Annotated in this window: 22 protein-coding genes; 10 read left to right on the top strand and 12 right to left on the bottom strand. The window is 50.0% G+C overall.

Annotated features, from left to right (window positions below; genetic code table 11):
• Positions 1-35: 35 nt before the first annotated feature.
• Complete coding sequence (locus tag ABDW72_RS13110) at positions 36-980, top strand: 1-phosphofructokinase family hexose kinase (RefSeq protein WP_347159022.1); 945 nt, start codon at positions 36-38, stop codon at positions 978-980.
• A 67-nt stretch (positions 981-1,047) separates the two neighbouring features.
• Here the strand turns inward: ABDW72_RS13110 and fbaA are convergent, their stop codons facing one another.
• From fbaA to ABDW72_RS13090, 4 genes are all read right to left on the bottom strand, one after another.
• On the bottom strand, positions 1,048-2,124 hold the full coding sequence (fbaA, locus tag ABDW72_RS13105; protein WP_347159021.1) for a class II fructose-bisphosphate aldolase: 1,077 nt from the start codon (positions 2,122-2,124) through the stop codon (positions 1,048-1,050).
• 112 nt (positions 2,125-2,236) lie between these two features.
• Positions 2,237-3,799, bottom strand: a complete 1,563-nt coding sequence (locus ABDW72_RS13100; protein WP_347159020.1) for an ABC transporter permease/substrate-binding protein — start codon at positions 3,797-3,799, stop codon at positions 2,237-2,239.
• Positions 3,792-4,772, bottom strand: a complete 981-nt coding sequence (locus tag ABDW72_RS13095) for an ABC transporter ATP-binding protein (RefSeq protein ID WP_347159019.1) — start codon at positions 4,770-4,772, stop codon at positions 3,792-3,794. Before ABDW72_RS13095 ends, ABDW72_RS13100 begins: the two co-directional genes overlap by 8 nt.
• 27 nt (positions 4,773-4,799) lie before the next feature.
• Positions 4,800-5,006, bottom strand: coding sequence for a hypothetical protein (locus tag ABDW72_RS13090; RefSeq protein ID WP_347159018.1), 207 nt, complete (start codon positions 5,004-5,006; stop codon positions 4,800-4,802).
• A gap of 121 nt (positions 5,007-5,127) precedes the next feature.
• On the opposite strand from ABDW72_RS13090, the gene ABDW72_RS13085 reads away from it, so the two are divergent.
• Positions 5,128-7,500 carry an ABC transporter permease gene (locus ABDW72_RS13085; RefSeq protein ID WP_347159017.1) on the top strand — a complete coding sequence of 791 codons (2,373 nt, stop codon included), beginning with the start codon at positions 5,128-5,130 and terminating at the stop codon, positions 7,498-7,500.
• A 70-nt stretch (positions 7,501-7,570) separates the two neighbouring features.
• On the opposite strand, the gene ABDW72_RS13080 is transcribed toward ABDW72_RS13085, so the two are convergent.
• Together ABDW72_RS13080 and ABDW72_RS13075 are read right to left on the bottom strand one after the other, a co-directional pair.
• Positions 7,571-8,983, bottom strand: coding sequence for an exonuclease domain-containing protein (locus ABDW72_RS13080; RefSeq protein WP_347159016.1), 1,413 nt, complete (start codon positions 8,981-8,983; stop codon positions 7,571-7,573).
• A 129-nt stretch (positions 8,984-9,112) separates the two neighbouring features.
• Entirely contained in the window at positions 9,113-10,249 is a 1,137-nt protein-coding gene (locus ABDW72_RS13075; protein WP_347159015.1) for an AI-2E family transporter, read from the bottom strand.
• A 361-nt stretch (positions 10,250-10,610) separates the two neighbouring features.
• On the opposite strand from ABDW72_RS13075, the gene ABDW72_RS13070 reads away from it, so the two are divergent.
• From ABDW72_RS13070 to rplT, 8 genes are all read left to right on the top strand, one after another.
• Positions 10,611-12,473 carry a DNA topoisomerase IV subunit B gene (locus tag ABDW72_RS13070; RefSeq protein WP_347159014.1) on the top strand — a complete coding sequence of 621 codons (1,863 nt, stop codon included), beginning with the start codon at positions 10,611-10,613 and terminating at the stop codon, positions 12,471-12,473.
• Positions 12,466-15,216, top strand: coding sequence for a DNA gyrase/topoisomerase IV subunit A (locus ABDW72_RS13065; RefSeq protein ID WP_347159013.1), 2,751 nt, complete (start codon positions 12,466-12,468; stop codon positions 15,214-15,216). The genes ABDW72_RS13070 and ABDW72_RS13065 overlap by 8 nt, the downstream gene beginning before the upstream one ends.
• 65 nt (positions 15,217-15,281) lie before the next feature.
• A complete protein-coding gene (locus tag ABDW72_RS13060) occupies positions 15,282-16,067 on the top strand; it encodes a tetratricopeptide repeat protein (RefSeq protein WP_347159012.1) in 786 nt (261 codons plus the stop codon).
• Positions 16,068-16,237: 170 nt separating this feature from the next.
• Entirely contained in the window at positions 16,238-17,329 is a 1,092-nt protein-coding gene (locus tag ABDW72_RS13055; protein ID WP_347159011.1) for a tetratricopeptide repeat protein, read from the top strand.
• 17 nt (positions 17,330-17,346) lie between these two features.
• Positions 17,347-19,284, top strand: a complete 1,938-nt coding sequence (gene thrS, locus ABDW72_RS13050; protein WP_347159010.1) for a threonine--tRNA ligase — start codon at positions 17,347-17,349, stop codon at positions 19,282-19,284.
• An 82-nt stretch (positions 19,285-19,366) separates the two neighbouring features.
• Positions 19,367-19,930, top strand: a complete 564-nt coding sequence (infC, locus tag ABDW72_RS13045) for a translation initiation factor IF-3 (protein ID WP_347159148.1) — start codon at positions 19,367-19,369, stop codon at positions 19,928-19,930.
• 22 nt (positions 19,931-19,952) lie between these two features.
• Positions 19,953-20,147 (top strand): 50S ribosomal protein L35, encoded by a 195-nt coding sequence (rpmI, locus tag ABDW72_RS13040; protein ID WP_163914704.1) that lies wholly within the window; start codon positions 19,953-19,955, stop codon positions 20,145-20,147.
• 91 nt (positions 20,148-20,238) lie between these two features.
• Positions 20,239-20,583 (top strand): 50S ribosomal protein L20, encoded by a 345-nt coding sequence (rplT, locus tag ABDW72_RS13035; protein ID WP_242919352.1) that lies wholly within the window; start codon positions 20,239-20,241, stop codon positions 20,581-20,583.
• A 267-nt stretch (positions 20,584-20,850) separates the two neighbouring features.
• Here rplT and ABDW72_RS13030 read toward each other — a convergent pair whose 3' ends face one another.
• The 6 genes from ABDW72_RS13030 to ABDW72_RS13005 all read right to left on the bottom strand — a co-directional run bounded on the left by ABDW72_RS13030 (position 20,851) and on the right by ABDW72_RS13005 (position 26,308).
• Positions 20,851-21,849: a beta-ketoacyl-ACP synthase III gene (locus ABDW72_RS13030; RefSeq protein WP_347159009.1), complete on the bottom strand. Its 999-nt coding sequence runs from the start codon at positions 21,847-21,849 to the stop codon at positions 20,851-20,853.
• Positions 21,850-21,983: 134 nt separating this feature from the next.
• Complete coding sequence (gene plsX / locus ABDW72_RS13025) at positions 21,984-22,925, bottom strand: phosphate acyltransferase PlsX (protein ID WP_347159008.1); 942 nt, start codon at positions 22,923-22,925, stop codon at positions 21,984-21,986.
• 58 nt (positions 22,926-22,983) lie between these two features.
• A complete protein-coding gene (gene rpmF, locus ABDW72_RS13020; protein WP_229961645.1) occupies positions 22,984-23,181 on the bottom strand; it encodes a 50S ribosomal protein L32 in 198 nt (65 codons plus the stop codon).
• A gap of 50 nt (positions 23,182-23,231) precedes the next feature.
• Positions 23,232-23,783, bottom strand: coding sequence for a YceD family protein (locus tag ABDW72_RS13015; protein WP_347159007.1), 552 nt, complete (start codon positions 23,781-23,783; stop codon positions 23,232-23,234).
• Positions 23,784-23,849: 66 nt separating this feature from the next.
• Entirely contained in the window at positions 23,850-24,872 is a 1,023-nt protein-coding gene (gene pdxA / locus ABDW72_RS13010; RefSeq protein ID WP_347159006.1) for a 4-hydroxythreonine-4-phosphate dehydrogenase PdxA, read from the bottom strand.
• Positions 24,873-24,874: 2 nt separating this feature from the next.
• Positions 24,875-26,308, bottom strand: a complete 1,434-nt coding sequence (locus ABDW72_RS13005) for a leucyl aminopeptidase family protein (protein WP_347159005.1) — start codon at positions 26,306-26,308, stop codon at positions 24,875-24,877.
• Between the last annotated feature and the right edge of the window lie 70 nt (positions 26,309-26,378).

Below are 26,378 nucleotides of genomic sequence, written 5' to 3'. Positions count from 1 at the left end.
AAGCAGCCGTTTCCTCCATCCTAACAATGAACAGTATGCACGACATCATCACTATTACACTGAATCCTGCACTGGACAAAAGTACCCGTGTAAAGCATGTGCAGCCGGATAAAAAACTTCGTTGCGAAGCCCCGGTTTTTGAGCCGGGCGGCGGCGGTATCAATGTGTCACGGGCTGTCCACAAGCTGGGTGGGCAATCTTGTGCCTGGTTCTTAGCAGGAGGGCCTCCCGGCGATAAGTTATGTGAGCTGTTGAAGAAAGAGCAGGTGGATTTCTGGGCGGTACCCACGAAAAACTGGACACGCGAGAACCTGGCCGTAACGGAAGAAACTACCGGCAATCAGTACCGGTTTGGTATGCCTGGTCCGGAGGTAACAGAAGAAGAGTGCCGTGTGATCGTAAACCGGCTAGAGCAGATACCTGAGGCAAAACTGCCGAAGTATGTGATAGCTAGTGGTAGTCTGCCGCCAGGGGTGCCGAACGATTTTTACCTGCAACTTGCCGAAATAGCCTCACGCCGCAACTTCCGTTTGGTGGTAGACACGTCTGGCGAGGCAATGCTCAAAGCAGCGGGCGAAGGCGTATTTATGCTGAAGCCTAACTTGGGCGAACTGGCGTCGCTGGCCGGGCAGGAAGAAATTTCAGTGCTGCAGCAGGAGAAGATTGCCCATGAAGTTTTAGAACAGGGCAAATGTAAATTGCTGGTGGTATCGCTGGGGCCAAGGGGAGCCATGATGGCATCTAAAGAAACCGGCATCACTTATATCATGCCGCCAACAGTGCCCCAGCAAAGTACCGTAGGCGCAGGCGACAGCATGGTAGCCGGCATTGTGCTACGCCTGCTTAAAGGCTGTGCAATGGACGAGGCGGTGCGCTATGGTGTGGCCGCGGGTACGGCAGCTACCATGACGCCCGGCTCCGAACTTTGCCGCAAAGAGGACACCGAACAGATATTCCAGTGGCTGCTGGAGCATAAGTAAGTGGCCGCTGATTAAAAGAAAAAGGCGAGGGGTGTGCCTCGCCTTTTTCTAGATTGACAGTTTATACTTAATTACGGTCATTCGCATTTAAATCGGTAAACGCTTCTTTTAAACGCTTGATGAAGTTCTCCTCGCCCTTGCGCAGCCAAACGCGCGGGTCGTAGTACTTCTTGTTCGGCTCATCGGCGCCTTTTGGGTTGCCAAGCTGCGACTGCAGATAACCCTCGTTTTGCTGGTAGTAATCCTTAATGCCTTCCCAGAATGCCCACTGCATGTCCGTATCGATGTTCATCTTTACGGCACCATATTCAATGGCTTCTTTGATTTTCGCTTTTTCAGAGCCGGAGCCGCCATGAAATACGAAGTTCACGGGGTTAGGGCCTGTGCCATACTTCTGCTGGATGTATTCCTGCGAGTTCTTCAGGATCTCCGGGCGAAGCTCCACATTACCTGGTTTATATACGCCATGTACGTTACCAAAAGCAGCCGCAATAGTAAAGCGGTGGCTGATCTTCTTTAATTCTTCATAAGCCAGGGCTACTTCTTCCGGTTGTGTATACAGGCGCGAGCTGTCTACGCCGGAGTTGTCCACGCCGTCTTCCTCACCGCCGGTTACGCCCAGCTCAATCTCCACCGTCATACCCATTTTGTCCATGCGCTTCAGGTAGCGGGCAGATGTTTCGATGTTTTCGTGAATGTGCTCTTCTGAGAGGTCCAGCATGTGCGAGCTGAACAGCGGCTTGCCGTGCTCTGCATAGTATTTTTCACCAGCGTCCAGCAGGCCATCGATCCAGGGCAACAGCTTCTTAGCAGCATGGTCGGTGTGCAACACAACCGGTACACCGTAAGCCTCTGCCATCAGGTGCACATGATGCGCGCCTGAAATTGCGCCCACAATAGCAGATTTCTGCAGCTCATTGTTCAAGCCTTTTCCTGCCACAAACTGCGCGCCACTGTGTGAGAACTGGACAATTACGGGAGAGTTTACCTCGCGCGCCGTTTCCAGCACAGCGTTGATGGAGTTGGTGCCGATAACGTTGACAGCCGGTAAGGCAAAGTTATTTTCGTTGGCATACTTAAACAGCTCTGATACTTCATCTCCGTATAGTACACCGGCTCTGAACTTGGTTTTTGTTTCGCTCACTATGGTTTCAGTTTAGTTTGTAACTCTAAAATCTTGTCGCTTTCACACCAATACATCCGGATGGAAAGCGATCTTGCCTAAAATTACGATTATCTTTATAAATAAGGAAATCTCAACGCGACATAGTATACTTTCTGAGATCAGAGATGCTGCGGATATGCAAAGTGGCTGCTTGCTGCTCCCGCATCATCAGCGCATACGTGTTGTTGAAGCCGAGCGGCGGCAGCCACACAAGGTTATACTTTTTCTGAAACGCCTGCTTCACGTAACGGTATACGGTATCTTTATTTTTGGAAAGCGAGTCTGCCAGTGCGGGTGGCGTATCAAGAATCACCTGCAGGCCGGTGCCGGTATACTCCGGGTACACATCTATCTCGCCGGCAGCCAATGCGTCGAAGCAGATTTTAGTGCCGCCCAGGCCTGTTTTTGAGGATACCTGCAAATCGGTATACCCAAGTATAAGCTGCGCCAGCATCTGGCTGAGGATGTATTGCTCAGTAAAAATTTTGGAGCCGAGTATAACAGTAGCACCCTTGCCTCGCCGTGAAGGTCGCCACAGACCCCGCTGTTGCAGAAACGCTTTCGCAACGGCAGCCGGGGTCTCTTTCCCAAAGTCCACTTTATAGTTCAGCTCTGTCATCACAGAATCATTGATGGTGCCGCTGAGCATGTCTAGTACCTTTTGCAAATCGGGGTGTTGCTCAAGTACCGGCTGCCGCACTACAAAAGCCGCATAGTAGGGCGGAAAAGAGTGGGCGTCATCTTCCAGCACCCGTAACCCAAACGTCTTAATTTTGCCGTCGGTGGAGTAGCCGTCAATTACATCCACATCGCCCTCATGTACCGCCTTGTACACCAGCGCCGGCCCCATAATTACCGTATTCAAATTCAATCCATAGGTCTTCTGCAAGCTCGGGTAGCCGTCCGCGCGTCCTGCAAACTCAGCGCTCAGCCCTGCCTGTATGCCACCACGGCCAGGCAGCAGGTAAAACGATGACAGCACAGGCATGATCAGGAACAGCAGCAACGAGGTTTGCCAAAGGCGCCGGACTCGTAAGTGCTGCAGGCGACTTAAGGCAAAATCAAAGAGTATGGCCAGCAATGCTGCCGGAATAGCGCCGGCCAAAATCATTGGCGTGTTGTTCAACGCGATGCCCCCGAAGATAAACTCCCCCAAGCCACCCGCAGCAATGTAAGCCGCAAGCGTAGCTACACCCACATTCAGCACCGCTGCCGTCCGGATGCCGGCGAAGATAACCGGCATCGCCAGGGGCAGCTCCACGCGTGTCAGTAGTTGCCAGTCGGTCATGCCCATGCCGCGGGCCGATTGCTTAATCGCCTCCTCCACCTGCATCACCCCGGTATAGGCATTCCTGATAATCGGTAGCAGCGAGTAGAGGAAGAGCGCAAAAATGGCCGGCTTGGGTCCAATGCCCAGCACCGGGATCAGAAAGCCGAGCAGTGCAACGCTGGGAATTGTCTGCAGAATACTGGCGATACCCAGCACCGATCCGGACGCTTTTTTATAGCGCGTAATCAGCAGGCCCAGCGGCAGCCCGATCAGTATGGCCAGCAACAGCGACAGCATGGTAAGGCCGATGTGCTCCAGCGTCTGTTCCAGCAGCTTGCCGGCCTGCAGTCGCACAAAATCGAAGAAAGCCTGCACGTCAGTCATACGGTAGTTGATTTTGCGTTGCTTCCGCTACGGCTGCCATCAGTTCTGCAGTGCCGACCGTGTATAGCTGGCCAGCGTTTTTCTGAAGTATATTTATACTTTGCGTAGCTATACTTGTGCCCGTAAGCTGCTGCAAGGCTTGCAGTACCGGTGTTGAAGCTGGCAGAGGCGTAGTTGCGGATGTAGCTGTGGGTAGCGGCTGCAGATAAGGAAGAAGGTCTTGCAAAGTGAGTACCTGCAGTTGCAGCTGAAAAATGTGCTGTTGCAGAAAGCGGCCCACAAACGTATTGGCCGGACGGAAGACCAGTTCCTTTGGCGTGCCCACCTGCTGTACCTGGCCCCCGTCCATCAGGCAAATGCGGTCCGCCAGTTCAAAAGCTTCCTGTACGTCGTGCGTGACCAGCACAATGGTTTTGTCCTGCAGTGCTTTCAGGTGCTTGAACTCATGCCGGATGCTGTGGCGTGTGATCGGGTCCAGGGCACCGAAGGGCTCGTCCATCAGCACTACCGGCGGGTCCGAGACCAACGCCCGCGCCAGCCCTACACGTTGCTGCTGGCCGCCGCTTAGCTGGTGTGGGTACTTGTGCAGGTATTCCTGAGCCGGCAGGTGCAGCATTTCCAGCACTTCTTCTGTCCGTTGCGTCGTCTGCTTTTTCTGCCAGCCCAGCAGGCGCGGCACTACAGCAATGTTCTCCTGCACGGTATAATGCGGAAACAGCCCGGCTCCCTGTATCACATAGCCCATCTGGCGGCGCAGTTCCTCGGGCGGTTGTTGCTGAATATCTTTCCCTGCCACTGCTATACTTCCGGATGTCAGCTCCTCCAATCGGTTAATCAGCTTCAGGGTGGTGGTTTTGCCGCTGCCACTTGTACCCAGCAGCACCAGCGTTTCGCCTTTGCTGACCTCCAGTGATACAGCATCAACCGCTGCAAGCGGACCATACATTTTAGTAGCGTTGTGAATCTGGATCATGGGCGATGCGGGTCAAACCTCTCCGTTTTACAGCAAAGTTGGTTTGTCAATTCGGTTGTTCTGCTGTTTCTGGTGAAGATAACAAAACCACGGCAAGATGGTAACAGCCCGGGCGGTTTTCTGTTTTCTGCCGGCATTATACTTCAAATGGGAGAGACAATCGGAGGTGGTGGCATCTGCCAGGTTCAGCTCGGCATCTTGTACGTTATCGTACGTTTCGGTGTCTGATTCCAAACATCAAGGGTGTAGGAATGGGCCTGTAGTTGCCTGAAAAGCAATATGTAAAAATGGTATACTTATTGGAAATACTTGTTTAACTTGTAAATACCCGTTCACCTTGCCACCAGTTAAAACTATGATCCAGCACAGCCTCCTGCTCATCTACCGGAACTTTAAACGGTTTAAGAGTACCTTCTTCATCAACCTGGTGGGGCTTTCTACCAGCTTAGCCTGTATTTTGCTCATTTTCCTGTGGGTGAATGATGAATTACATATCGATAAGTTTCATGAAAAGGACAGCCGGCTTTTTCAGGTGATGGAAAACCAGCAGCATGCAGAAGGCACTATAACAAGCGGTATGACGGCCGGCCTTGTAGCAGAAACGTTGCCGGAAGAAATGCCCGAAGTGGAATTTGCGACAGCCCTTATCCATAGCTCCTGGTTTCCAAAGTTCATCCTTTCTGCTGCCGGAGATACTAAAATAAAGGCGGTCGGGCAGTTCGCCAGTAAAGATTTTTTTAATGTTTTCTCCTATGGCCTCGTGCAGGGAGATAAAAACCAGGTACTGTCTGGCAAGAATTCTATGGTGATATCCGAAGAACTCGCCATGAAACTGTTTCATACTACCCAAAACGTAATAGGCAAGGTGGTAGAGTGGCAGTTACCCGGGTTAAAAAAGCAGGTCATCATTTCCGGCGTTTTCAAAGGCACACCCCCCGGCTCTTCCGAACAATTTGATTTCCTGCTGTCTTTTGAAGCATGGAAAGGCATTTCGCCATCCATTTTAGATTGGGGAAACGACGGCACCAATACCTATGTGGTTTTAAGAGAAGGCACGGACACAGAACAGTTCAACCGGAAAATTGCCGGGTATATTAAGGCAAAAAACGGTGGGACAAGTCGTTTCGTTTTCCTTAGACCGTATTCGGATGGCTATCTGTATGGCAACTATGAAAATGGCGTGCAGGCAGGAGGCAGAATTGAGTATGTCCGGCTCTTTTCGATTATTGCGGTTTTCATTCTGGTTATTGCCTGCATCAACTTTATGAATCTTTCCACGGCAAAAGCGTCCCGAAGAATCAAGGAGGTGGGTATAAAAAAAGCCATGGGCGCCAGCCGTAGCTCCCTGGTCTTCCACTACCTGGGCGAATCGATGATCACGGCCTTTGCCTCGCTGATCGTTGCGCTTATGCTGATGGAACTGCTGCTGGCTCCTTTCAGCGACCTTACAGGCAAGCACCTCACGCTTTCTTACCATACTTCATTCATCTTCATCGCAACAGGCATTGCGTTGTTCACCGGCCTGCTGGCGGGCAGTTATCCGGCCTTTTACCTCTCCGGCTTTAAGCCGGCAGCCGTACTGCGGGGCAGGTTAAATTCCTTCGGCGGTGAACTATGGGCGCGGAAAGGATTGGTCGTTTTTCAGTTTACTACTTCCGTAGTTCTGATCGTCGCTGTTTTTGTCGTGTACAAGCAAATAAAGTATGTGCAACATAAAAACATGGGCTATGAAAAAGACAATGTGATTTACTTTGGTATGGAGGGGCAGCTAAATGAAAGCTTGGAGGCTTTTCTTTCAGAAGTGAAAAAGGTACCGGGCGTTGTAAATGCCTCTAGTATAGACCGCAGCATGATAGGCAGCCATAATACAACGGCGGGACTTAACTGGACAGGAAAGAAACCGGATGAAGTAGTAGCCTTTGAAATTATGGGGGTGAACCATGACATTATTGAAACGCTAGATATGAAAATGAAGGAGGGCCGGGCATTTTCAAGAGACTTTGGTACAGATTCTTCCAAGATCATTTTTAACGAAGCTGCTATTGCGGCGATGGGGCTTAAAGATCCGGTCGGGAAAGTAATCAATCTGTGGGGAACCAACATGGAGATTTTGGGAGTGGTGAAGAACTTTAACTTTCAGTCGCTCCATGAAAATGTAAAGCCCTTGTTTCTCAGGTTACAACCCCACAATACAAGAATTGTGATGCTCCGGATGGAAGCCGGAACGGAAAAAGAGGCTATAGACAAGATCAGAGGTCTGTATACCACCTTCAATCCGGGCTATTCGTTCGACTATACTTTCCTGGATGAAGAGTACAAGGCGCAGTATGCCGCGGAACAACGTGTTTCCGTTTTATCCCGCTACTTTGCCGGTTTGGCTATTATGATCTCCTGCCTGGGCCTGTTTGGTCTGGCAGCCTTTACAGCCGAAAGAAGGCTGAAGGAAATCGGCATCCGGAAAGTGCTTGGGGCAACGGAGCTTAACATTGTTTACTTATTATCGGGTGACTTTACCAGGCTGGTGCTGATTTCTATTTTGATCGCGTTGCCCGTAAGTTATCTGCTCGTAAAAAACTGGCTGGACAACTTTGCTTACAAAATTGACCTGGAGCCAGGCTATTTTATAGGTGCCGGCGCCCTGGCACTGCTTGTTGCCTGGCTTACGGTAGGTATGCAGGCAGTTAAAGCAGCAAAGGTAAATCCTTCACAATGCCTAAAGGATGAATAGCCTGTTCCTACCTCTTGCATCCCTATAAAAGTAAAGCCCGGCAGTTTTCCAGAGCTGCCGGGCTTTACTTTTAATCGAATATGATCACTTTGTCTTTGTGCTTGCTACGCATGTGGCCGCGAATAATCTGCTGAATGTCTTTGTTGTCGTTGTAGCGCTGAATCGCCCCTTTAAAGTCCTCCAGGTTGTGCGCCGAAAAGGTTTCGTCTACAAAGCCGAAGCCCAGGTACGTGCCATGCTCTATCACCACCACCGATTTCTCGCCGGGCTCACGGCCTTTACCCACAATCACAAAGCTGTTATGCTCATAGGTGATGGAGTCTATGGCCTCATCCACGCGCTTATTGTAATCCTCCGGGCTTTCCTTGCCGATGCAGGCGCCGTTGCACTGGTGCACCTGGTAATCGAAGCAGGCGCCGTTAGTCTTGTAAAGGTCGCAGAGTTTCTGGCAGAGGTTATACTTGGCTACTTTATGAAACAGGAAGCCTTTTGCCTTGAACTGATTGGAGAGGGCGATGAGCGGCGTCATATTTACGTTATCAGCCCGGTTCACACTGCCGAAGGTGAGGCGCTTGTAGCCGTTGCCATCTTCATACACAAATATGCCTGTATTGAACACGCTACGGCGCTGCTGCCGGTTATACTGTGGCTTTAGGCGTTTGATCTCTGCCGACTCAAACAACAGCGCCACCAATTCGTTGCCCATCAGTTCGTAGGTAATGTCGGCGATGCTGTTCTTAAAATCCAGCGATTTGCGACTTTTATAGTCGATGTTGAAGTGCTGGATGATGCGCTTTTTAATGTTGATGCTCTTGCCTACATAGATCACCTCACCGGCCTCGTTGTAGAAGTAATACACGCCAGGCACCATTGGCAGCGCATCCATCTGCTCTTTTTTGATAGCCGGCGGCAGCAGCGAGGTTTTGATCTCCTGCTTCAGGATCTGCTCCGACTCCGCTGCCATGTGCTGGTTACCGTCAATCAGCGGGCGGTTGATCTTGATGAGCTTGTCGAACAGCTTGGCAGTAGCCTCGGCGTCGCCAATAGCCCGGTGGCGCTGGTTCAGCGGGATGTCGATGCTTTTGCAAAGTTTCCCCAAACTATAGGAGGGTAAACCTGGAATAAGGGAGCGGCTGAGGCGGACGGTGCAAAGCGTTTTGCGCTGGAAGGTATAGCCCAGGTCCGCAAATTCCTTTTTCACAAAAGAGTAGTCGAAGCGCACGTTGTGGGCAACAAATACTTTGCCGTCGGTAAACTCCACGATCTCTTTGGCTACTTCATAGAACTTTGGCGCATCCTGCACCATCTCGTCGGTAATACCAGTAAGCTGCGAAATAAAATAGGGGATGGGCCGCTGCGGATTGATTAGCGTGTTGTACTGGTCTACTACCTTTTGGCCGTCGTGTATAAAAATGGCGATCTCGGTAATCCTGTCCTGCGCAGGCTGACCTCCAGTGGTCTCAATGTCTATAATGGCGTACAAGCTTGTATTTTTTATGGCGTCCGGTGCACGGGCTTTTGGCCGCAGGCGCACTCCCAAAGTAAACCAATATTTTTAGCAATGCGTTTCAAATAGCAGTCCTACTTCTCTGCCGGCAGGTAAAATTAGTTGTTATAGGTCTTCCTCCCGTTTACCATGGGTCAGCCCGTTCCAGATTTCGGCAAACCAGCTCTGTACTTTCCCCTTCCTTTTCGGGTGCACGTCGTCAATATCAGCCAGCAGAAAACCGATAGGGGCCAGCGGCGGATACCGATCAAAAATAACCTTCAACATGGCAATAAAAGGGAGGGCGATGATCATGCCGGGAGCGCCCCATATTTCGCCGCCTATGAGCAAGGCCACTATCGCCGCAAAAGGATTTATACTTACTTTTGAGCCCACGACCAGGGGCGTGATAAAGTTACCTTCCAGGAACTGCACAAAGGCAAATACAGCGATCACCAGTACCGCATCGATCAGGTGGCCGGTAGCGGCCAGCGTAAATAAAGCAGGCACTGTGGCGCCTATCATAATGCCGATGTACGGAATGATGGTGAGCACAGAAGCAAAGATGCCGAAGAAAAGCGCATAGTTCACCCCAAGTATAAGTAGCCCTGCCGAGTTCAGCAGCGACACCACCACAATCACGATCATCAACCCTGAAATATAACTTTGCACCACCTGCTGTATGTTCGTGATCGTCTGCAGCAGACCGCTACGGCGGTCTCTGGTCACAAACTTGAACAGGAACTCCTCCAGATGATCGCGGTAGTAGAGCAGGCAAAATACAAAGATTGGTACTACCGTCAGGGCAGCGATAACGCCCGTTGTCATGGAGATAGTGTTGCCCAAAAAGCTGGTGGCGATGTCCTGCAGGCTGCCGATCATGTTCTGGATGAGCTCGGTGCGGTTAGAAGGTTTGATGCCAAATTTATGATAGAGGAAGTCCTGCACATTAGCGATCAGGTCACCGACATTGCCGCTGATAGAATCTAACTCAGAAGTAAGGTCCATCATTTGGGAAGAGAGAAACCAGATGACCATGGCAAGCACCACCACCACCAACGTGATGCTGCAAAGTATGGCTAACGGCCGTGGGACACGCAACCGTTCGAGGTGACGGGTAAGCGGCAGCAGCAGCAACGCAAAAAGAATGGAAAAAGCCAGCGGTGCGAGCACGGACTTGAACAGCTGCAGCAGGTAAATTAGCAGCACCAGGCCGAGCAGGATAACCGTAATTTTAAAGTAATTGGGTAGTTTTATTTCCATATAGTAGCTGCTCGCTTGCGCCGTGAGGAATACCAGGCACAGCTGTGCTCAGGCGAAAGGTCGTAATTTAAAGGTTAAGTTTAGTTGTATAATAGTGTTTTTGATATGCTAATTTTATTAGCTAAATGTGTTGGTAAATATCTCCCCTTTGATGAACCAGAATTCCTTAAAGATGGTTCTTATACTATAAACAGGCGACAGGAGCCAGTTAAACTTTTAAGTATAACTAATAAATTTAGCAAAAATTTTCTTTTATTTGCAGCCAGAACGCTGCGGCGGAGTTTAATATAAGCGCGCTGTCTGTTTTAAATTTTCTATATTTCCGATTGATTTATCTTCATAACACACTTACGCTTAAAGCATGGCAGAGTTAGAACATAACTATACCGAAGACAGTATTCGCTCCCTGGAGCCCCGCGAGCATATCCGCCTGCGTCCTGGTATGTATATCGGTAAACTCGGCGATGGTTCATCAGCCGACGACGGTATCTATATCCTGGTGAAGGAGGTGATCGACAACTCGATTGACGAGCACGTGATGGGCTTTGGTAAAACTATTGAAGTAAAGATATCCGACCACAAAGTGCAGGTGCGCGATTATGGCCGGGGCATTCCGCTGGGCAAAGTGATCGACTGCGTGAGCAAGATCAACACCGGCGGCAAGTATGACAGCAAGGCTTTCCAGAAATCAGTTGGTCTGAACGGGGTAGGTACCAAGGCGGTGAACGCCCTTTCCAGCCACTTCCGTATCCAGTCGGTGCGTGATGGCAAAATGAAGGCGGCCGAGTTTGAAAAGGGGGTATTAACGGCGGACTTCGAGCTGCAGGAGTCCAGCCAGCGCAACGGCACCCTGACGGTGTTTGTGCCGGACGAGACGATCTTTAAGAATTTCCAGTTCAATCCGGACTATCTGGAAAACCAGATCTGGAACTATGTATACCTGAACGCCGGCCTCACCATTAATTTCAACGGCAAAAAGTTTTATTCTGAAAACGGCCTGCTCGACCTGCTCCGCAACAAGGCAGATGAAGAGAGTATGCGTTACCCGATCATCCACCTGAAAGGCGAGGACATCGAGATCGCGCTCACGCATGGCAACGACTATGGCGAGGAGTACTACAGCTTTGTGAACGGGCAGTATACCACCATGGGCGGCACGCACCTGACTGCGTTCCGGACAGCACTGGTGAAAACGCTCCGCGACTTTTACAAGAAAGATTACGATGCCACTGATATCAGGGGGTCTGTAATTGGCGCGATCTCACTTCGGGTGCAGGAGCCGGTGTTTGAGTCGCAAACAAAAACTAAACTGGGTTCAATTGATATGGGACCGGACGGACCAGCGGTAAACGCCTATATAAATGATTTTATAAAGGAGCACCTGGACAACTATTTGCGTATGAACCCGGCGACTGCCGAAGCGCTGAAGAAGCGGATCGAGCAGAGTGAGCGGGAGCGCAAGGACATGGCCGGTGTGAAGAAACTGGCTAACCAGCGCGCGAAGAAAGCCAACCTGCACAACCGCAAGCTCCGCGACTGCCGCCTGCACTTCAACGAAGACAAAGACGAGAAGTCACTGCTTTCCACGCTCTTCATCACGGAAGGTGACTCGGCCAGTGGTTCCATCACAAAATCCCGCAACGTGGATAGTGAAGCGGTGTTCAGTTTGCGTGGTAAGCCCCTCAACTGCTTCGGTATGAAGAAAAAGGTCGTGTATGAGAATGAGGAATTTAACCTGCTGCAGCACGCCCTCAACATAGAAGAAGGCCTGGATGGCCTGCGCTACAACCGGGTGGTGATCGCTACCGATGCAGACGTAGATGGCATGCACATTCGGTTGCTGCTGCTCACGTTTTTCCTCCAGTTTTTCCCGGATTTGGTAAAAAACGGCCATGTGTACATACTGGAGACGCCGCTTTTCAGGGTTCGTAATAAAAAAGAGACGATCTACTGCTACAACGAAAACGAAAAGCAGCAGGCGATAGAGAAACTAGGCAAGCGGCCGGAAATTACCCGCTTTAAAGGACTGGGGGAGATCTCGCCGGACGAGTTCGGCAAGTTTATTGGCGATAACATCAAGTTAAAGCCGGTGATTCTGCAGAAAGATACCACGATACAGAAGATGCTGAGCTACTATATGGGCAAAAACACGCCGGAGCGCCAGAACTTCATTATTGACAACCTGAAAATTGAAAAAGATATAGTAGAGGAAGTATATGCATAACGACGAGCTGAACAACGAAGAATTAAATCACGATGATGAACTGGCAACGGAGTTTACGGATGGAGAAGCAAAGATCCACAACGTAACCCCGGTTGCTGGCCTGTACCAGAACTGGTTCCTCGACTATGCTTCGTATGTGATACTGGAGCGTGCGGTGCCAGCCATTGAGGACGGCCTGAAGCCGGTGCAGCGTCGTATTCTGCACGCAATGAAAGAGATGGACGATGGCCGCTTTAACAAGGTAGCCAACGTTATCGGGCAAACCATGCAGTACCACCCGCACGGCGATGCTTCTATTGGTGATGCGATGGTAGGCCTGGGCCAGAAAGACCTGCTGATTGAGACGCAAGGAAATTGGGGCGATGTGCGCACCGGCGACAGTGCGGCAGCATCCCGATACATCGAAGCCCGCTTGTCGAAGTTTGCGTTGGATGTAGTATTTAATCCCCAGACCACACAATGGCAGCTGAGCTACGACGGCCGCAAGAACGAGCCGGTAACCCTGCCAGTGAAGTTCCCGCTGCTATTGGCACAAGGCGTGGAAGGTATTGCCGTAGGCTTGTCTACCAAGGTGATGCCGCACAACTTTAAGGAGCTAATCAAAGGCTCTATTGATGTGCTGAAAGGCCGTAAAACACAGCTGCTGCCTGACTTCCTAACGGGCGGCCAGGTAGACGTAACCAATTATAACGGCGGCGCACGCGGCGGTAAAATACGGGTGCGTGCTACCATTGAAAAGGTAGATAAAACCCTGCTCATTATCCGGGATGTGCCGTATGGCATCACTACCACCGGCTTGATGGAGTCGATCGTGAAAGCGAGCGAGAACAACAAGATCAAGATCAAAAAAGTGATCGATAACACGGCGGCGGAAGTGGAGATTCATGTGCAACTGCCCCCGGGCGTATCGCCGGACCTGACCATGGATGCGCTGTATGCCTTCACCGATTGCGAAGTGTCCATTTCGCCGAACACCTGTGTGATTATCGACGACAAGCCACACTTCCTGAACGTGGACGAGCTGCTGCGTATTTCCACCTTCAAAACGGTAGACCTGCTGAAGCGGGAGTTGGAGATCCGGAAAGCAGAACTGGAAGATAAATGGCATCATTCGTCGCTGGAGAAGATCTTTATCGAGAACCGCATCTACCGCGACATCGAAGAGTGCGAGACCTGGGAAGCTGTGCTGAATGCCATTGATACAGGGCTTGATCCATTTAAAAAGCTGCTGCGCCGCGAGGTGACGGAAGAGGACATTCTCCGCCTGACAGAGATTAGAATTAAACGTATTTCTAAGTATGATTCCTTTAAAGCTGACGAGTATATCCGAAAGCTGGAGGAAGAGATGGCGGAGGTAGATGATCACCTGGCGAATCTCATCCGGTATGCGATCAGCTATTTTGAAGGCTTGCTGAAAAAGTATGGGCAGGGCCGTGATCGCAAAACACAGGTAAAAACATTTGATGTGATCACAGCTCAGAAAGTTGCCATTGCTAACCAAAAGCTCTACATGAATGCCAAGGACGGATTCATCGGCACAGGCTTGCGCAAAGACGAGTTTGTTTGCGACTGCTCGGACATGGACGATATCATCGTTTTCCGCAAAGACGGCAAGTTTACAGTAACCAAAGTAGCCGAAAAAACCTTTGTGGGCAAAGACATCATACTTGCCAGCGTGTACAATAAGAACGACGAGCACATGGTCTACAACATGATCTATGTCGATGGCAAGTCGGGTGTGTCGTATGCGAAGCGTTTTGCTGTGAAGTCCATCACGCGGGACAAGGAGTACGATCTGACAAAAGGAGAGAAGGGCTCTAAAGTGCATTACCTTACTGCTAATCCCAATTCCGAGTCTGAGGTCGTTACTGTTACGCTGGCTCCAAGCGCCAATGCCCGTATCAAAACGTTTGACTTTGATTTTGCCGAACTGATGATCAAGGGCAAAGGCTCCAATGGAAACATCATCACCAAATATCCGGTGAAGAAAGTGGTACAGAAGAGCCTCGGCGACTCTACCCTGGGTGGCCGTGAGATTTTCTATGACGAAGTGATCGGGCGTCTGAATACCGAAGGCCGTGGCCGTTACCTGGGCTCTTTCAACACCGATGATACAATCCTGGTGATCTACGAGGATGGAAGCTATGAGCAGACTTCCTTTGACCTTGCCAACCATTACACGGTAGATAAGATCAAGGTGCTGCAGAAGTTTGATCCGGAGCTGGTGATTTCTACCATCTACTACGAAGGCGAAAACAAGGTATATTTTGTAAAGCGCTTCAGGATAGAAACCTCTACGATAGGGAAGCGTTTTACATTTATCTCTGAAAGCAAAGGGTCGCGTCTCGAGGCTGTTTCGACACACCCGGAGCCACTGGCTGAGATCAAGTTCAAGCGCGACCGCAAGAGCGATAAAGAAGCCGAAAAGCTGCTGCTGAGTGATTTCATAGATGTGAAAGGCTGGAAAGCGATGGGCAACAAACTGAATTATCTTAAGATACTGGAAGTAAGCATGCCGAAGCAGGAAGTGCTAATGCCAGACGAGGAAAAAGGCAAGTCTAAAAAGCCGGCTTCTCCTAAAAAGGCACCGGCGACCTTACCTTCTGAGTTAAAGGAACTTGCAGAAGAAGCAGCCCGTGCCAGTGGCACCCAACCTCTTGCTACAGAAGCCGTAGAAAGTAGTACAATCCCGGATGAGGAAAAAGAGACTTTAAAAAAGAAAAAACAGCTTAATTTGTTTTAGGCAAAAGCATATAACGCTTGCAAAAGTCTTTTTAAACCTGTAAGTTACCGGAAGTAATGCTACAAATGAAAAGACTTTATACAGCCATATTGTTAGCTATCATGCTCTTTGGAGGAGCGCCTGCTGTTCTGGCAGACGGCACCGCTAAAGAGCATGAGCTTATGCTGCAACGTGCCGGCAAGTTGCTTGTAGCTTATAAAGACAGTGAAGCACTGGCCCTGTATGAGCAGGTGCTCTGCACATCGGCAGATAACTACGAGGCACTTTGCAAAGCCAGTTACCTGCATTGCCGGATCGGCGATCGGTTTACGGATGAAAGCAGCAAGTTGGATCATTTTGAAAAAGCGCGTGAACTGGCGTTGCAGGCTTATGCCCTTGAGCCAGAAGATGCCGAAGCTAATTATGTAATGGCCCTGTCGATGGGCTGCACTGCCATGGTGTCAGGCCCTAAGCAGCGGCTGGCCTCAATTTACCAGATGAAGCCCTTCATTGACCAGGCGCTCGCCAGTAACAGGCAACATGATGGGGCGTGGTATATCTTAGGCCGCTGGTACTTTAAGGTTGCGAACCTGAACATCGCTGAACAGGCTGCGGCCAAATTGTTTTTTGGCGGAATCAAAGACAAGGTCACCAACCAGGATGCAGTCGAAGCACTTCAAAACGCTATCCGGTATAACCCCAATAACATTCGCTACTACTATGACCTGGCGTGTGTGTATGATGAAATGAAGGACAAAGAAGCCTACCAGCGTACGTTGGAAGACGCATTGATGGTAAACCTAGACACGAAAGATGAACTGGAGCTAAGCAGGCGATGTAAATTGATGCTGCAGGAAGAACAGGCAAAATAACTTGTTCAGCACCTGCCAAAAAGCCTGCTTCCTTCCGGTGGCAGGCTTTTTGTTTTAAGTTACAGGCCGTCAGTTAGGGATGGATGTTTCTATTTGGGCAAAAAAATTATAATTTAGCGCAGCTATAAAGGGAATAACCTGGAGGCTCAGCATACATTCTATACCTGCTTATGGTTCGTTTTTTCCGCTCGCTCATACTGCTGTTGTTGCCGGTGGTAATGGCCGCCTGTAACATGGAAGAAGGCGCAAGAGAGCAGATGGTGAACCTGCAGCAGGTACAAGATAACCCACAGGCGCAATTGGCGCAACTGAATGCGGCCATTGCCCAGTCGCAGCGCGATGGTAGTTTACATGCCCGTCGTGCCGTAGTGCTGCTTCGGAATGGTGCGCTCCAAAAAGCGCTGGCAGATGCTGACAAAGCGGTGCAGCTGACGCGCAATGATCCGGCCAGCCTCTTTGTAAAGGCACAGGTATTACGGGCCATGGGTAAACGCGAGGAGGCACTGCCGCTTGCTTTGCAGGCAGAACATAACTCTTACCAAAGCGCATCACTTTACGTGCTGCTAGGCGAGCTATACCTGCAGCAAAAGAAATATGCGCTTGCCAGGGAGTATATCAGCAAAGCACAGGAATTATCGCCTGCTAATGAGTATGCTTATTATTACAAAGGGCGCCTGCTGGCAACTACGGGCGATACGACCAGGGCACTTCGTAATTATAACCTTGCTTTGGAGCAGATGCCGCAACTGATGGAAGCCCAGCGCGAAGTAGCCGGTATCTTGGTTGCTCAAAAAGACTTGGAAGGAGCAAAGCCTTACTTGCGGCGGGCCTCAAAACTCGCACCGAAAGATGCTTTAGTTTTGTATTACAGTGGGCTGGCCTACGAGCAGGCGCAACAACCGGATAGCGCACAGCTATACTTTAACAGGGCCTTGGCGGTGAATGATACTTTACAACACGCGCACTATTTTCTAGGGATGCAGTTGTACAAGCAAGGAGATGCCGAAGGGGCGCTGGCGCATTTGCTCAACGCGCAAAGGCAGTATAAAAACGCACCCCGTTATCTGGCTATTTTAGCCGGAAGTTATGAACGAACGGGACAGGTGGTGAATGCCTTATCTACTTATCAGCGGCTGGTGCAGGTAGAACCCAAGTACACGTATGCCTATGGCGCTATTGCCCGCCTCAAGTATAAATTACAGAAACCTGCCCTGCCGGTGCAGCAGGAGGAAAGTTCTGCACCCGTAATTATAGAAGAATAAAAGAAAACGAAACATACATGATCAATATCACACTGCCAGATGGCTCTGTACGCGCGTATGAAAAGGGCGTGACAAGCTTAGAGGTGGCACAAAGTATAAGTGAAGGCCTGGCCCGCAATGTGCTGGCTGCCAAAGTAAATGACACTGTGGTTGACCTTTCGCGGCCGATCAACGAGGATGCCAACGTGCAGCTGCTTACCTGGAATGATGACCTCGGCAAAAATGCTTTCTGGCACTCGTCTGCGCACTTGCTGGCTGAGGCGCTGGAAGAACTATACCCTGGCGTGAAGTTCGGCATCGGTCCCCCTGTGGAGAACGGCTTTTACTACGATGTGGACTTGGGCGACAAGCAGTTTTCGCAGGAGGATTTTGCCAAGGTGGAGCAGAAAATGCTAGAGCTGGCCCGCAACAAAAATGAGTTCAAGCGCCGCGATGTTTCTAAAGCAGAGGCTATTGACTACTTCTCCAAAAAAGGCGACGAGTATAAGCTGGACCTGATTAAAGACCTGGCCGACGGCACTATCTCCTTTTATGAGCAGGGCAAGTTTGTAGACCTTTGCCGCGGACCACATATCCCGAATACAAGCTTTATCAAGGCAGCAAAGATCATGAATGTGGCCGGAGCTTACTGGCGTGGTGATGAAAGCAAGAAACAGTTAACACGCATTTACGGCGTAACTTTCCCGAAGCAGAAAGAGCTGACAGAATACCTGGAGCGCCTGGAGGAAGCTAAAAAGCGTGATCACCGCAAGCTAGGCAAGGAACTGGAGCTGTTTGCCTTCTCTGAGAAAGTGGGCATGGGCCTGCCGCTGTGGCTGCCGAAAGGTACGCTGCTGCGGGAGCGCCTGGAGCAGTTCATGCGCAAAGCACAAATGCGCGCCGGCTATCAGCCGGTCGTAACGCCGCACATCGGCAGCAAAGAGCTTTACGTGACTTCCGGCCACTATGAGAAGTATGGTGCAGACTCGTTTCAGCCGATCAAGACGCCGAACGAAGGGGAGGAGTTCCTGCTGAAGCCCATGAACTGTCCGCACCACTGCGAGATCTATAAAGTGCGCCCACGCTCTTACAAAGAGCTGCCAGTACGTCTGGCCGAGTTCGGCACGGTATACCGTTACGAGCAGAGCGGGGAGTTGCACGGTCTGACTCGTGTTCGTGGCTTTACCCAGGACGATGCCCACATCTTCTGCCGTCCCGACCAGGTAAAGGAAGAGTTCAACAGGGTAATTGATCTGGTGCTCTATGTATTCAAGGCACTGGGCTTTGAAGATTACACCGCCCAGATCTCACTGCGCGACCCGGAGAACAAAGCCAAATACATTGGCTCGGATGAAGTATGGGAAAAAGCAGAACGGGCTATCATCGAAGCGACAGCGGAGAAAGGCTTGCGTACTGTAACCGAACTCGGCGAAGCTGCGTTTTACGGACCAAAGCTCGACTTTATGGTGCGCGACGCGCTGGGCCGTAAGTGGCAGTTGGGAACTATTCAGGTAGATTATAACTTACCAGAAAGGTTCCAACTGGAATATATTGGCGCTGATAACCAGAAACACCGGCCGGTGATGATTCACCGCGCACCATTTGGCTCTTTGGAGCGCTTTGTAGCGGTACTGATCGAGCACTGCGGCGGTAATTTCCCGCTGTGGCTTAGCCCGGAGCAGTTTGCCATACTTCCTATTTCGGAAAAATACCACGACTATGCCCAGCAGCTGAATGAACAGCTGCAGTTAGAGGATATCCGTGGTTCTGTAGATAACCGGGATGAGAAGATTGGCCGAAAAATACGCGATGCGGAAGTACGTAAGGTTTCCTACATGTTGATTGTAGGGGAGAAGGAGCAGGAAGAAGGAACTGTATCTGTGCGCAGGCATGGCGAAGGCGACCTGGGCAGCATGAAGGTGGAAGAATTCATTGGCATGTTTAAAGAGAAAGTTGCCCAGATGCTGAACAATTAACTAAAGATATTTTTATATCAATAGATTTATTGCGATATTCGCACCCAAATTATAATAACATTAACATTAAGGAGGTACAACTATAGCTACGCAAAACAGGCGCTATATCCCACGCGGAAAGGTGGAGGAGCCATACAAAGTCAATGATAAAATAACTGCCAGAGAAGTGAGGGTGGTTGGTGACAATGTAGAGCAGGGAGTCTACCCAACAAGGCAGGCTCAGCAAATGGCTAATGAACAAAGCCTTGACCTGGTTGAAATTTCGCCAACAGCGACCCCACCCGTTTGCCGCATCATCGACTACTCGAAATTTAAGTACGAGCAGAAGAAGAAAACGCGCGAAATGAAAGCGAAAGCGCAAAAGGTAGTCATCAAGGAGATCCGTTTCGGCCCTAACACTGATGACCACGACTTTGAGTTTAAGCTGAAGCACGCGCAGGGCTTTCTGGAGAGTGGCTTTAAAGTAAAGTCATACGTGCACTTCGTGGGTAGAAGCATTGTATTTAAGGAGCGTGGAGAGATCCTGCTGCTTAAATTTGCTCAGGCGCTCGAAGATGTTGCCAAAGTGGAGCAGTTGCCGAAGCTAGAAGGAAAGCGTATGTTCCTGATTCTAGCACCAAAGGTAGCTCCGCCCGTTAAGAAGTAATTTTTTAATCAATTATATACCCATGCCTAAAGTAAAAACTAAATCTGGTGCAAAGAAGCGTTTTTCTTTGACAGGTACTGGCAAAATCAAGCGTAAGCACGCTTACAAGAGCCACATCCTGACCAAGAAAACAACGAAGCAGAAGCGTAACCTGACGCACACTGGCCTTGTTAGCTCCGCTGATACGGACAGAGTGAAGCTGATGCTTCAAATCTAATTACGCACAAATTAGAGGTTAATTATTAGTACGAACCCAGTGTCTGGTTTTATAAGACCAACAGGTCACCAGCCGCTAAAACTTTAAAGAAATGCCAAGATCGGTAAATGTCGTTGCCGCACGACACAGAAGAAAGAAAATGATGAAAATGGCCAAAGGTTACTTTGGCCGTCGCAAAAACGTATGGACCGTTGCGAAAAACGCAATTGAAAAAGGTCTTGTTTATGCGTATCGTGATAGAAAAGTTAAGAAGAGAGACTTCCGTTCCCTTTGGATCCAGCGTATCAATGCTGGTGCCCGTGAGCACGGCCTGTCATACTCAGCTCTGATGGGTGCTCTTAAAAAGGCGAACATCGACCTGAACCGCAAAGTGCTTGCTGACCTGGCGATGAACCACCCGGAAGCTTTTAAAAGCATCGTTGACAAAGTAAAGTAATTTACTTGCCTATATAACATAAAAGGCTTAGCAGTAATGTTAAGCCTTTTTGTTTTCAATGATCCTGATCCGTATACTTTATAAACCTGCTTCTAAGCCTCTTATCAGCGGGTGATAAATATCGATCGTGAAAGAAGAGTATAGAAGTTAATGTATGCTGTATACTGAGTAAAGCCACAACTCTGACTTTACAATTCTAAAAAGAGACGGCAACAAAAAAAGCGGCTTTGGGGCCGCTTTTATACTTTAGTAGTTACGTGCAAGCGTCTATGCGGGGTCATATGCCCATTTAAGATAAATAGCACCCCAGGTAAAGCCACCGCCAAAAGCCGCCAGTACCAGGTTATCACCTTTACGAAGCTGGCTTTCATACTCCCAGAGGCAAAGCGGAATCGTGCCGCTGGTGGTGTTGCCATACTTGTGTATGTTCAGCATCACCTTGTCGTTACTCACGCCCATGCGGTTGGCAGTGGCCTCAATGATACGTTTGTTTGCCTGGTGTGGTACCAGCCAGGCGATATCATCCGCTGTCAGCGCATTGCGTTCCATTACCTCAGCTGACACGTCAGCCATGCCCTTCACAGCAAATTTAAACACCTGCTGCCCCTCCTGGAAAGCATAGTGCTCCCGGGCCTGCACAGTGGCTAGGGTAGCAGGTTTGCGGCTGCCTCCGGCTTTCATATGCAGGAACTGTGCTCCGGCACCATCGGACTTCAATACCTGGTCCAGCACGCCGTAGCCTTCCGTATTTGCCTCCAGCAGTACGGCGCCGCCTCCATCGCCAAAAATTATGCAGGTAGTTCTGTCGGTGTAATCAACAATGGCCGACATTTTATCAGCTCCCACTACAACCACTTTCTTGTACTGGCCCGACTCAATGAACTTAGCGCCTGTAGCCAGCGCAAACAGGAAACCGGAGCAGGCAGCCTGCAGGTCATAACCAAAGGCATTGACAGCGCCAACTTCAGCTGTGATCAGGTTTGCGGTGGCCGGAAACACCATATCCGGAGTGGTAGTAGCGCAAATAAGCAGGTCGATTTCCTCGGGCTGCGTATTTGTTTTGCGGAAAAGTTCTTTTACTGCCGGTACCGCTATGTGGGAGGTGCCAAGACCTTCACCTTTCAGAATGCGTCTTTCCTTAATGCCGGTACGAGAGGTAATCCATTCATCGTTTGTTTCGACCATTGTTTCCAGTTCCTTGTTTGTCAGGACGTATTCCGGAACATGGCCACTCACACCAGTGATGGCGGCAGTAATTTTACTCATAATAGTTTTGTTGCGTGTTATACTTACAGAAGGGCAATTTAACGAAAAAAACCTGGCCTAACCTGTCAGATTCTATAAAAAGAATAGCTGTTACAGATTATGCCAAGTTTGCTGTCTGGCCAGAGGCCATTTACTTAAGCGCTATAGTTCTTTCGAAACCGTTCGGAAATTCTGGAGGCAACCATCTTCTGCGCCTGCAGCACCATATTACAAATGGCCAGTGGCGACGAAACTCCATGGCCAATCACGGCATTGCCATTGATGCCAAGTATAGGGCTGCCACCTACGGCCTCGTAATTGAACTTGTCGAAAAATGAATCCTTAATCCCTTTTTCGTTCAGGATATCGTAAAGCGATTCAGCCAGTTTCAGGATGATGTTTCCGGTATAGCCATCGCATACAATTACATCGGCTTTATCGTTGAAGAGGTCGCGCCCTTCAATGTTACCGATGAAATTTATACTGCTATTAGCCTTGAGGCGCTGGTGGGCTGCCTGTGTGTTTACAGTACCCTTTCCTTCTTCTTCGCCCAGGTTCATCAAGCCAACTTTGGGGTTCTCTATTTCCAGCACATACCGGGCATAAATAGAGCCTATTTCGGCAAACTGCTCCAGCACCTCCGGCTTGCACTCCGCATTGGCGCCTACATCGAGCATAATGCCGAAGTTGCCTTTAAGCTTTGGGACAAGACCACCAATAGAGGGCCTGAGTATGCCTTCTATTGCTTTAACGCTGAACATGGCACCTACCAGCATCGCCCCGGTGTTGCCGGCGCTGCAAAAAGCATCTACTAATTGTGCTTTCAGCAGGCCATACCCTACCGCAATGCTGGAGTCGGTTTTCTGGGTGAGCGCCTTTGTAGGATGCTCACCCATTTCTATAACCTGGCTGGCATGGTAAACCTTAATACCGGAGCCGGTATATCCATATTCTTCAAGCAGCGGCTTGATAACGTCCTCCTTGCCAATAAGCAGAATTTCATCATCCTCGCTAAGCTGCTTCGCGGCTAACAATGCACCTTTAATGACTGCCTCAGGTGCAAAATCGCCGCCCATAGCGTCTAAGGCGATCCTCATTTACAGGGGTGGGTTTTAAATTATACAGAACTAAAACAGGGCGCAGGCAAGCGATTGTTTATTGCGCGTTCGTTGTATAATTTTTGATTGCCAGCTTGCCTTTGTGATACAGGTCACCTTCTACAACGTACGCGTGGTGGTACAGGTGCGGGGTGTCAGTAGTCGGGCAGATCGCAATGGCTTTCTCAGAAAGTTTTTGATGAGTTCTACGCTTATCTCTTCTGGTCTTCGAAATCTTACGTTTAGGATGTGCCATTTTTTAAGTTAAATAATTGCTTGTGTTTATACTTTAAATTTCTAAAATTCTTAATTCAAGTTTCGGAGCGCGTCCCAGCGTGGATCAATATCGTTGTTATCGTCGCCGTCATCCTCGTCTGCATCGTCGCCCTGCTGCTGCGAAGAGTAGATCAGAATGTCATTTTCATCCTCGTCCTCTTCTTCCTGTTCTGCAGCAAAACGCGGGTGCAGCTTCTTCATCGGCAGCGACAACACGATATAATCATACAGGTGCTGCGCGATGTTGATGGTCTGCGCATCAAACGTTATCTGCCAGAGATCATCGTCCAGTTCCGCTTCTTCAGGGCCAAACCTAACACGGAAAACCTGCTGTATAGCTACCGGATGCTCAAACTCTTCCAGGCTTCTGTCGCACGTAAGCTGCACATGCCCCTTGATATCAAAGTAAAAGGTAAGCAGCGTCTCTGTCTTATCCAGTGTTACGTTAGCTACCAATTTGCCGCCATGAATGATTTCTCCGCCAAAGTAGTCAAAGAATTCATTGTTCAGCTCAAACTCAAACTGATGTGTTTTATTGCTGAGGTTGGCAATGCCGATTTCATAGTCTCTTAACTTCTTCACGATCGACTTTTTATTGCAAGACGCAAAATTAGAACATATTTCCGATAAATAAAATACTTGTGCTATTTAAACAGCTGGTATTTGCTCCGCCAGGCGCTTTTTAACTATGTCGCAGGCCAGAAACAGTGCTTCTCTAAATGAGGTCTCGTCTGCTTTGTACTGGTTGGCAATATCGTAAGCTGTACCATGGTCCGGCGAAGTGCGCACGACTGACAGGCCGGCTGTAAAGTTCACACCACTTTCCATGGCCAGCGTCTTAAACGGAATCAGCCCCTGGTCGTGGTACATCGACAGCACGGCATCTACCTGCCTGTACTGCTGCATCCCAAAAAAGCCATCAGCCGGGTAAGGGCCGAACACCAGGTGGCCTCGTTCTTTAAGCTGTACGATAGTCGGCCGAATAATTTCTGTTTCTTCCTTGCCCAGCAAACCTTGCTCTCCGGCATGCGGGTTAAGGCCCAGCACGGCAATGCGCGGTTTCTGAATACCAAAATCCTTCCGCAGCGATTCGAGCAGAATGGTGATTTTTCGGATCAGCAGCACTTCAGAAAGTTTGTCGGCTACATCCTTCACCGGAATGTGGCCTGTGACGGTTGCTACGCGCAGGTCGCCGCTCACCAGCAGCATCAGGCTGTCGGCAGCATCGAAGTAAGAGGTAAGAAATTCAGTATGCCCCGGAAAACGGAAGTCCTCTGATTGTATGTTGTCCTTGTTAATCGGTGCTGTAACGATTCCGTCCAGCAGGCCGGCCTTGAGGTCGTGGGAGGCAGCCAGCAGCGAATCGAGCGACGCTTTGCCGGAAGCAGCAGTGGGCTTGCCTGGTTCCAGTTCCAGCGCTTCATCGATACAACTGATCAGGTTTATTTTCTTGAGCGCCAGGTTTTGAGCCGAGTCTACTGCCTGAAAGTGGAAGTGCTCTGCGTTGAGCGCCTTGCGTACTTGGTTCAACAGTGCAACAGAGCCATAAATAACCGGCGTGCAGAAGCTGAGCAGGCGCTGGTCAGAAAGGGTTTTAACGATGATCTCAGGCCCGATGCCGTTGGTATCGCCGATACTGATGCCGATGCGGATTCTATGTTTGGTATCCATACTTACTGGGCCTTAAAACGGAGAAAATTATACAACAAACGCACGCCGGAGCCTGTGGCCAGTTTGCCACGGTAGCTGTCCTCGCTGTGCAGGTAGGCCGTGCCGGCAATATCAAAGTGCACCCACGGATAGCTGGTGAAGTGCTGCAGGAAAATGCCTGCCGTAATGGCTCCGGCATCAGCGCCGCCAATGTTCTTCAGGTCCGCGATATCAGATTCCATATACTTTTTATACTCCTCCCATAGCGGAAACTCCACCAGGCGCTCGTGCACGGCGTTACCGCTTTCTCTCAGTTGCTGCATGATGCTGTCGCCAGCGGTGCCCATGGCTACCATGCCTTCTTTACCGACAGCTCGCATGGCGGCACCCGTCAGAGTGGCCAGGTCGAACACGAGTTCCGGGTTATACTTGTGGGCAAAGCTCAAGGCATCTGCCAGGATGAGGCGCCCTTCGGCATCCGTGTTCAGCACCTCTACCGTCATGCCGTTGTGCATAGTAATCACGTCTCCGGGAGCGACTGCATTGCCGCTAGGGCGGTTATCAGTAGCAGGTACCAGCCCGATAACGTGCAATGGCAGCTTGTTTTTTGCCGCCGCGTAGAGCACACCGGCCACCGCAGCTGCACCGGCCATATCCGATTTCATGTAATCCATGGATTGGGGTGTCGGCTTCAGGCTTAGGCCGCCGGTATCGTAAACCACGCCTTTGCCCACCAACACATAAGGTTTGCTGTTGGTGGCATTCTCCGGCTTCCACTCCATAATGGTAAAGGTGGGCGGCTCTTCCGAGCCCTGGTTCACAGCCAGCAGTCCTCCCATTTTAAGCGTCTGGATCTTTAGCTCATCCAGCACCTCAGTTTTAAAGCCAGCCTGTTTGCCTAACTCTTCAAACGTTTCACTCAGCTGCACCGCTGTTTGGTGGCTGTGCGGTTCATTCACCAGGTCGCGGGTCTTAAAGACAGCATCCAGTAGGTTCGCCAGTTCCGCTACCGCTTCGGCGCTGATCTTATCGTCAGCTATCGTAATTGTCTGCAGCGGGCTTGGCTGGGTGTTTTTTGTTTTGTGCTTCTGATACTGGTAATTGCTTAGGTACAGGCCTTCCGCTAAGTATAAACTGGCATCCGTATCAGTTTTATCCCGCAGGGCTATCGCCGATACTTTATCGGTGCGCAGTTGTTTTAGCAATGTATGGCCGGCCTGGCGGAGCGCTTCCTGGCGGGCAGCAGTCGTGGTTTTTTCTGGCAGCAGCACGATATAGAGCCGGTGTGAGTACCGGTTCAGCGTTATCAGCTGACTCTCTTGTTGCACCTGTTGCTGCACATACTGCTGCTCTTCAGGCTGCAGTTCGGATAACTGTATTACCTGCCCCGGCTGCACCAGTAGGGCAAGGTCCGTATTATTTGGTAGGCTTGTATTATAATTAAGTTGTGTTGGCATCTTGGGTTCGTATCTTTGGTGCTGCAATTTAAAGTTGCAATATAGTAAGTATAAAACGTAATGCGAAAAG

It is taken from the genome of Pontibacter chitinilyticus (genome assembly GCF_039748935.1).
In the GTDB taxonomy this organism is placed as follows: Bacteria; Bacteroidota; Bacteroidia; order Cytophagales; family Hymenobacteraceae; genus Pontibacter; species Pontibacter chitinilyticus.
This window is presented reverse-complemented; position numbering and strand designations above follow the sequence as displayed.

Coding starts and splice junctions, on each gene's coding strand:
- ABDW72_RS13110 (WP_347159022.1), top strand. CDS start 36: ATGCACGACATCATCACTATTACACTGAATCCTGCACTGGACAAAAGT.
- ABDW72_RS13100 (WP_347159020.1), bottom strand. CDS start 3,799: ATGACTGACGTGCAGGCTTTCTTCGATTTTGTGCGACTGCAGGCCGGC.
- ABDW72_RS13095 (WP_347159019.1), bottom strand. CDS start 4,772: ATGATCCAGATTCACAACGCTACTAAAATGTATGGTCCGCTTGCAGCG.
- ABDW72_RS13085 (WP_347159017.1), top strand. CDS start 5,128: ATGATCCAGCACAGCCTCCTGCTCATCTACCGGAACTTTAAACGGTTT.
- ABDW72_RS13075 (WP_347159015.1), bottom strand. CDS start 10,249: ATGGAAATAAAACTACCCAATTACTTTAAAATTACGGTTATCCTGCTC.
- ABDW72_RS13070 (WP_347159014.1), top strand. CDS start 10,611: ATGGCAGAGTTAGAACATAACTATACCGAAGACAGTATTCGCTCCCTG.
- ABDW72_RS13065 (WP_347159013.1), top strand. CDS start 12,466: ATGCATAACGACGAGCTGAACAACGAAGAATTAAATCACGATGATGAA.
- ABDW72_RS13060 (WP_347159012.1), top strand. CDS start 15,282: ATGAAAAGACTTTATACAGCCATATTGTTAGCTATCATGCTCTTTGGA.
- ABDW72_RS13055 (WP_347159011.1), top strand. CDS start 16,238: ATGGTTCGTTTTTTCCGCTCGCTCATACTGCTGTTGTTGCCGGTGGTA.
- thrS (WP_347159010.1), top strand. CDS start 17,347: ATGATCAATATCACACTGCCAGATGGCTCTGTACGCGCGTATGAAAAG.
- rpmI (WP_163914704.1), top strand. CDS start 19,953: ATGCCTAAAGTAAAAACTAAATCTGGTGCAAAGAAGCGTTTTTCTTTG.
- rplT (WP_242919352.1), top strand. CDS start 20,239: ATGCCAAGATCGGTAAATGTCGTTGCCGCACGACACAGAAGAAAGAAA.
- ABDW72_RS13030 (WP_347159009.1), bottom strand. CDS start 21,849: ATGAGTAAAATTACTGCCGCCATCACTGGTGTGAGTGGCCATGTTCCG.
- plsX (WP_347159008.1), bottom strand. CDS start 22,925: ATGAGGATCGCCTTAGACGCTATGGGCGGCGATTTTGCACCTGAGGCA.
- rpmF (WP_229961645.1), bottom strand. CDS start 23,181: ATGGCACATCCTAAACGTAAGATTTCGAAGACCAGAAGAGATAAGCGT.
- pdxA (WP_347159006.1), bottom strand. CDS start 24,872: ATGGATACCAAACATAGAATCCGCATCGGCATCAGTATCGGCGATACC.
- ABDW72_RS13005 (WP_347159005.1), bottom strand. CDS start 26,308: ATGCCAACACAACTTAATTATAATACAAGCCTACCAAATAATACGGAC.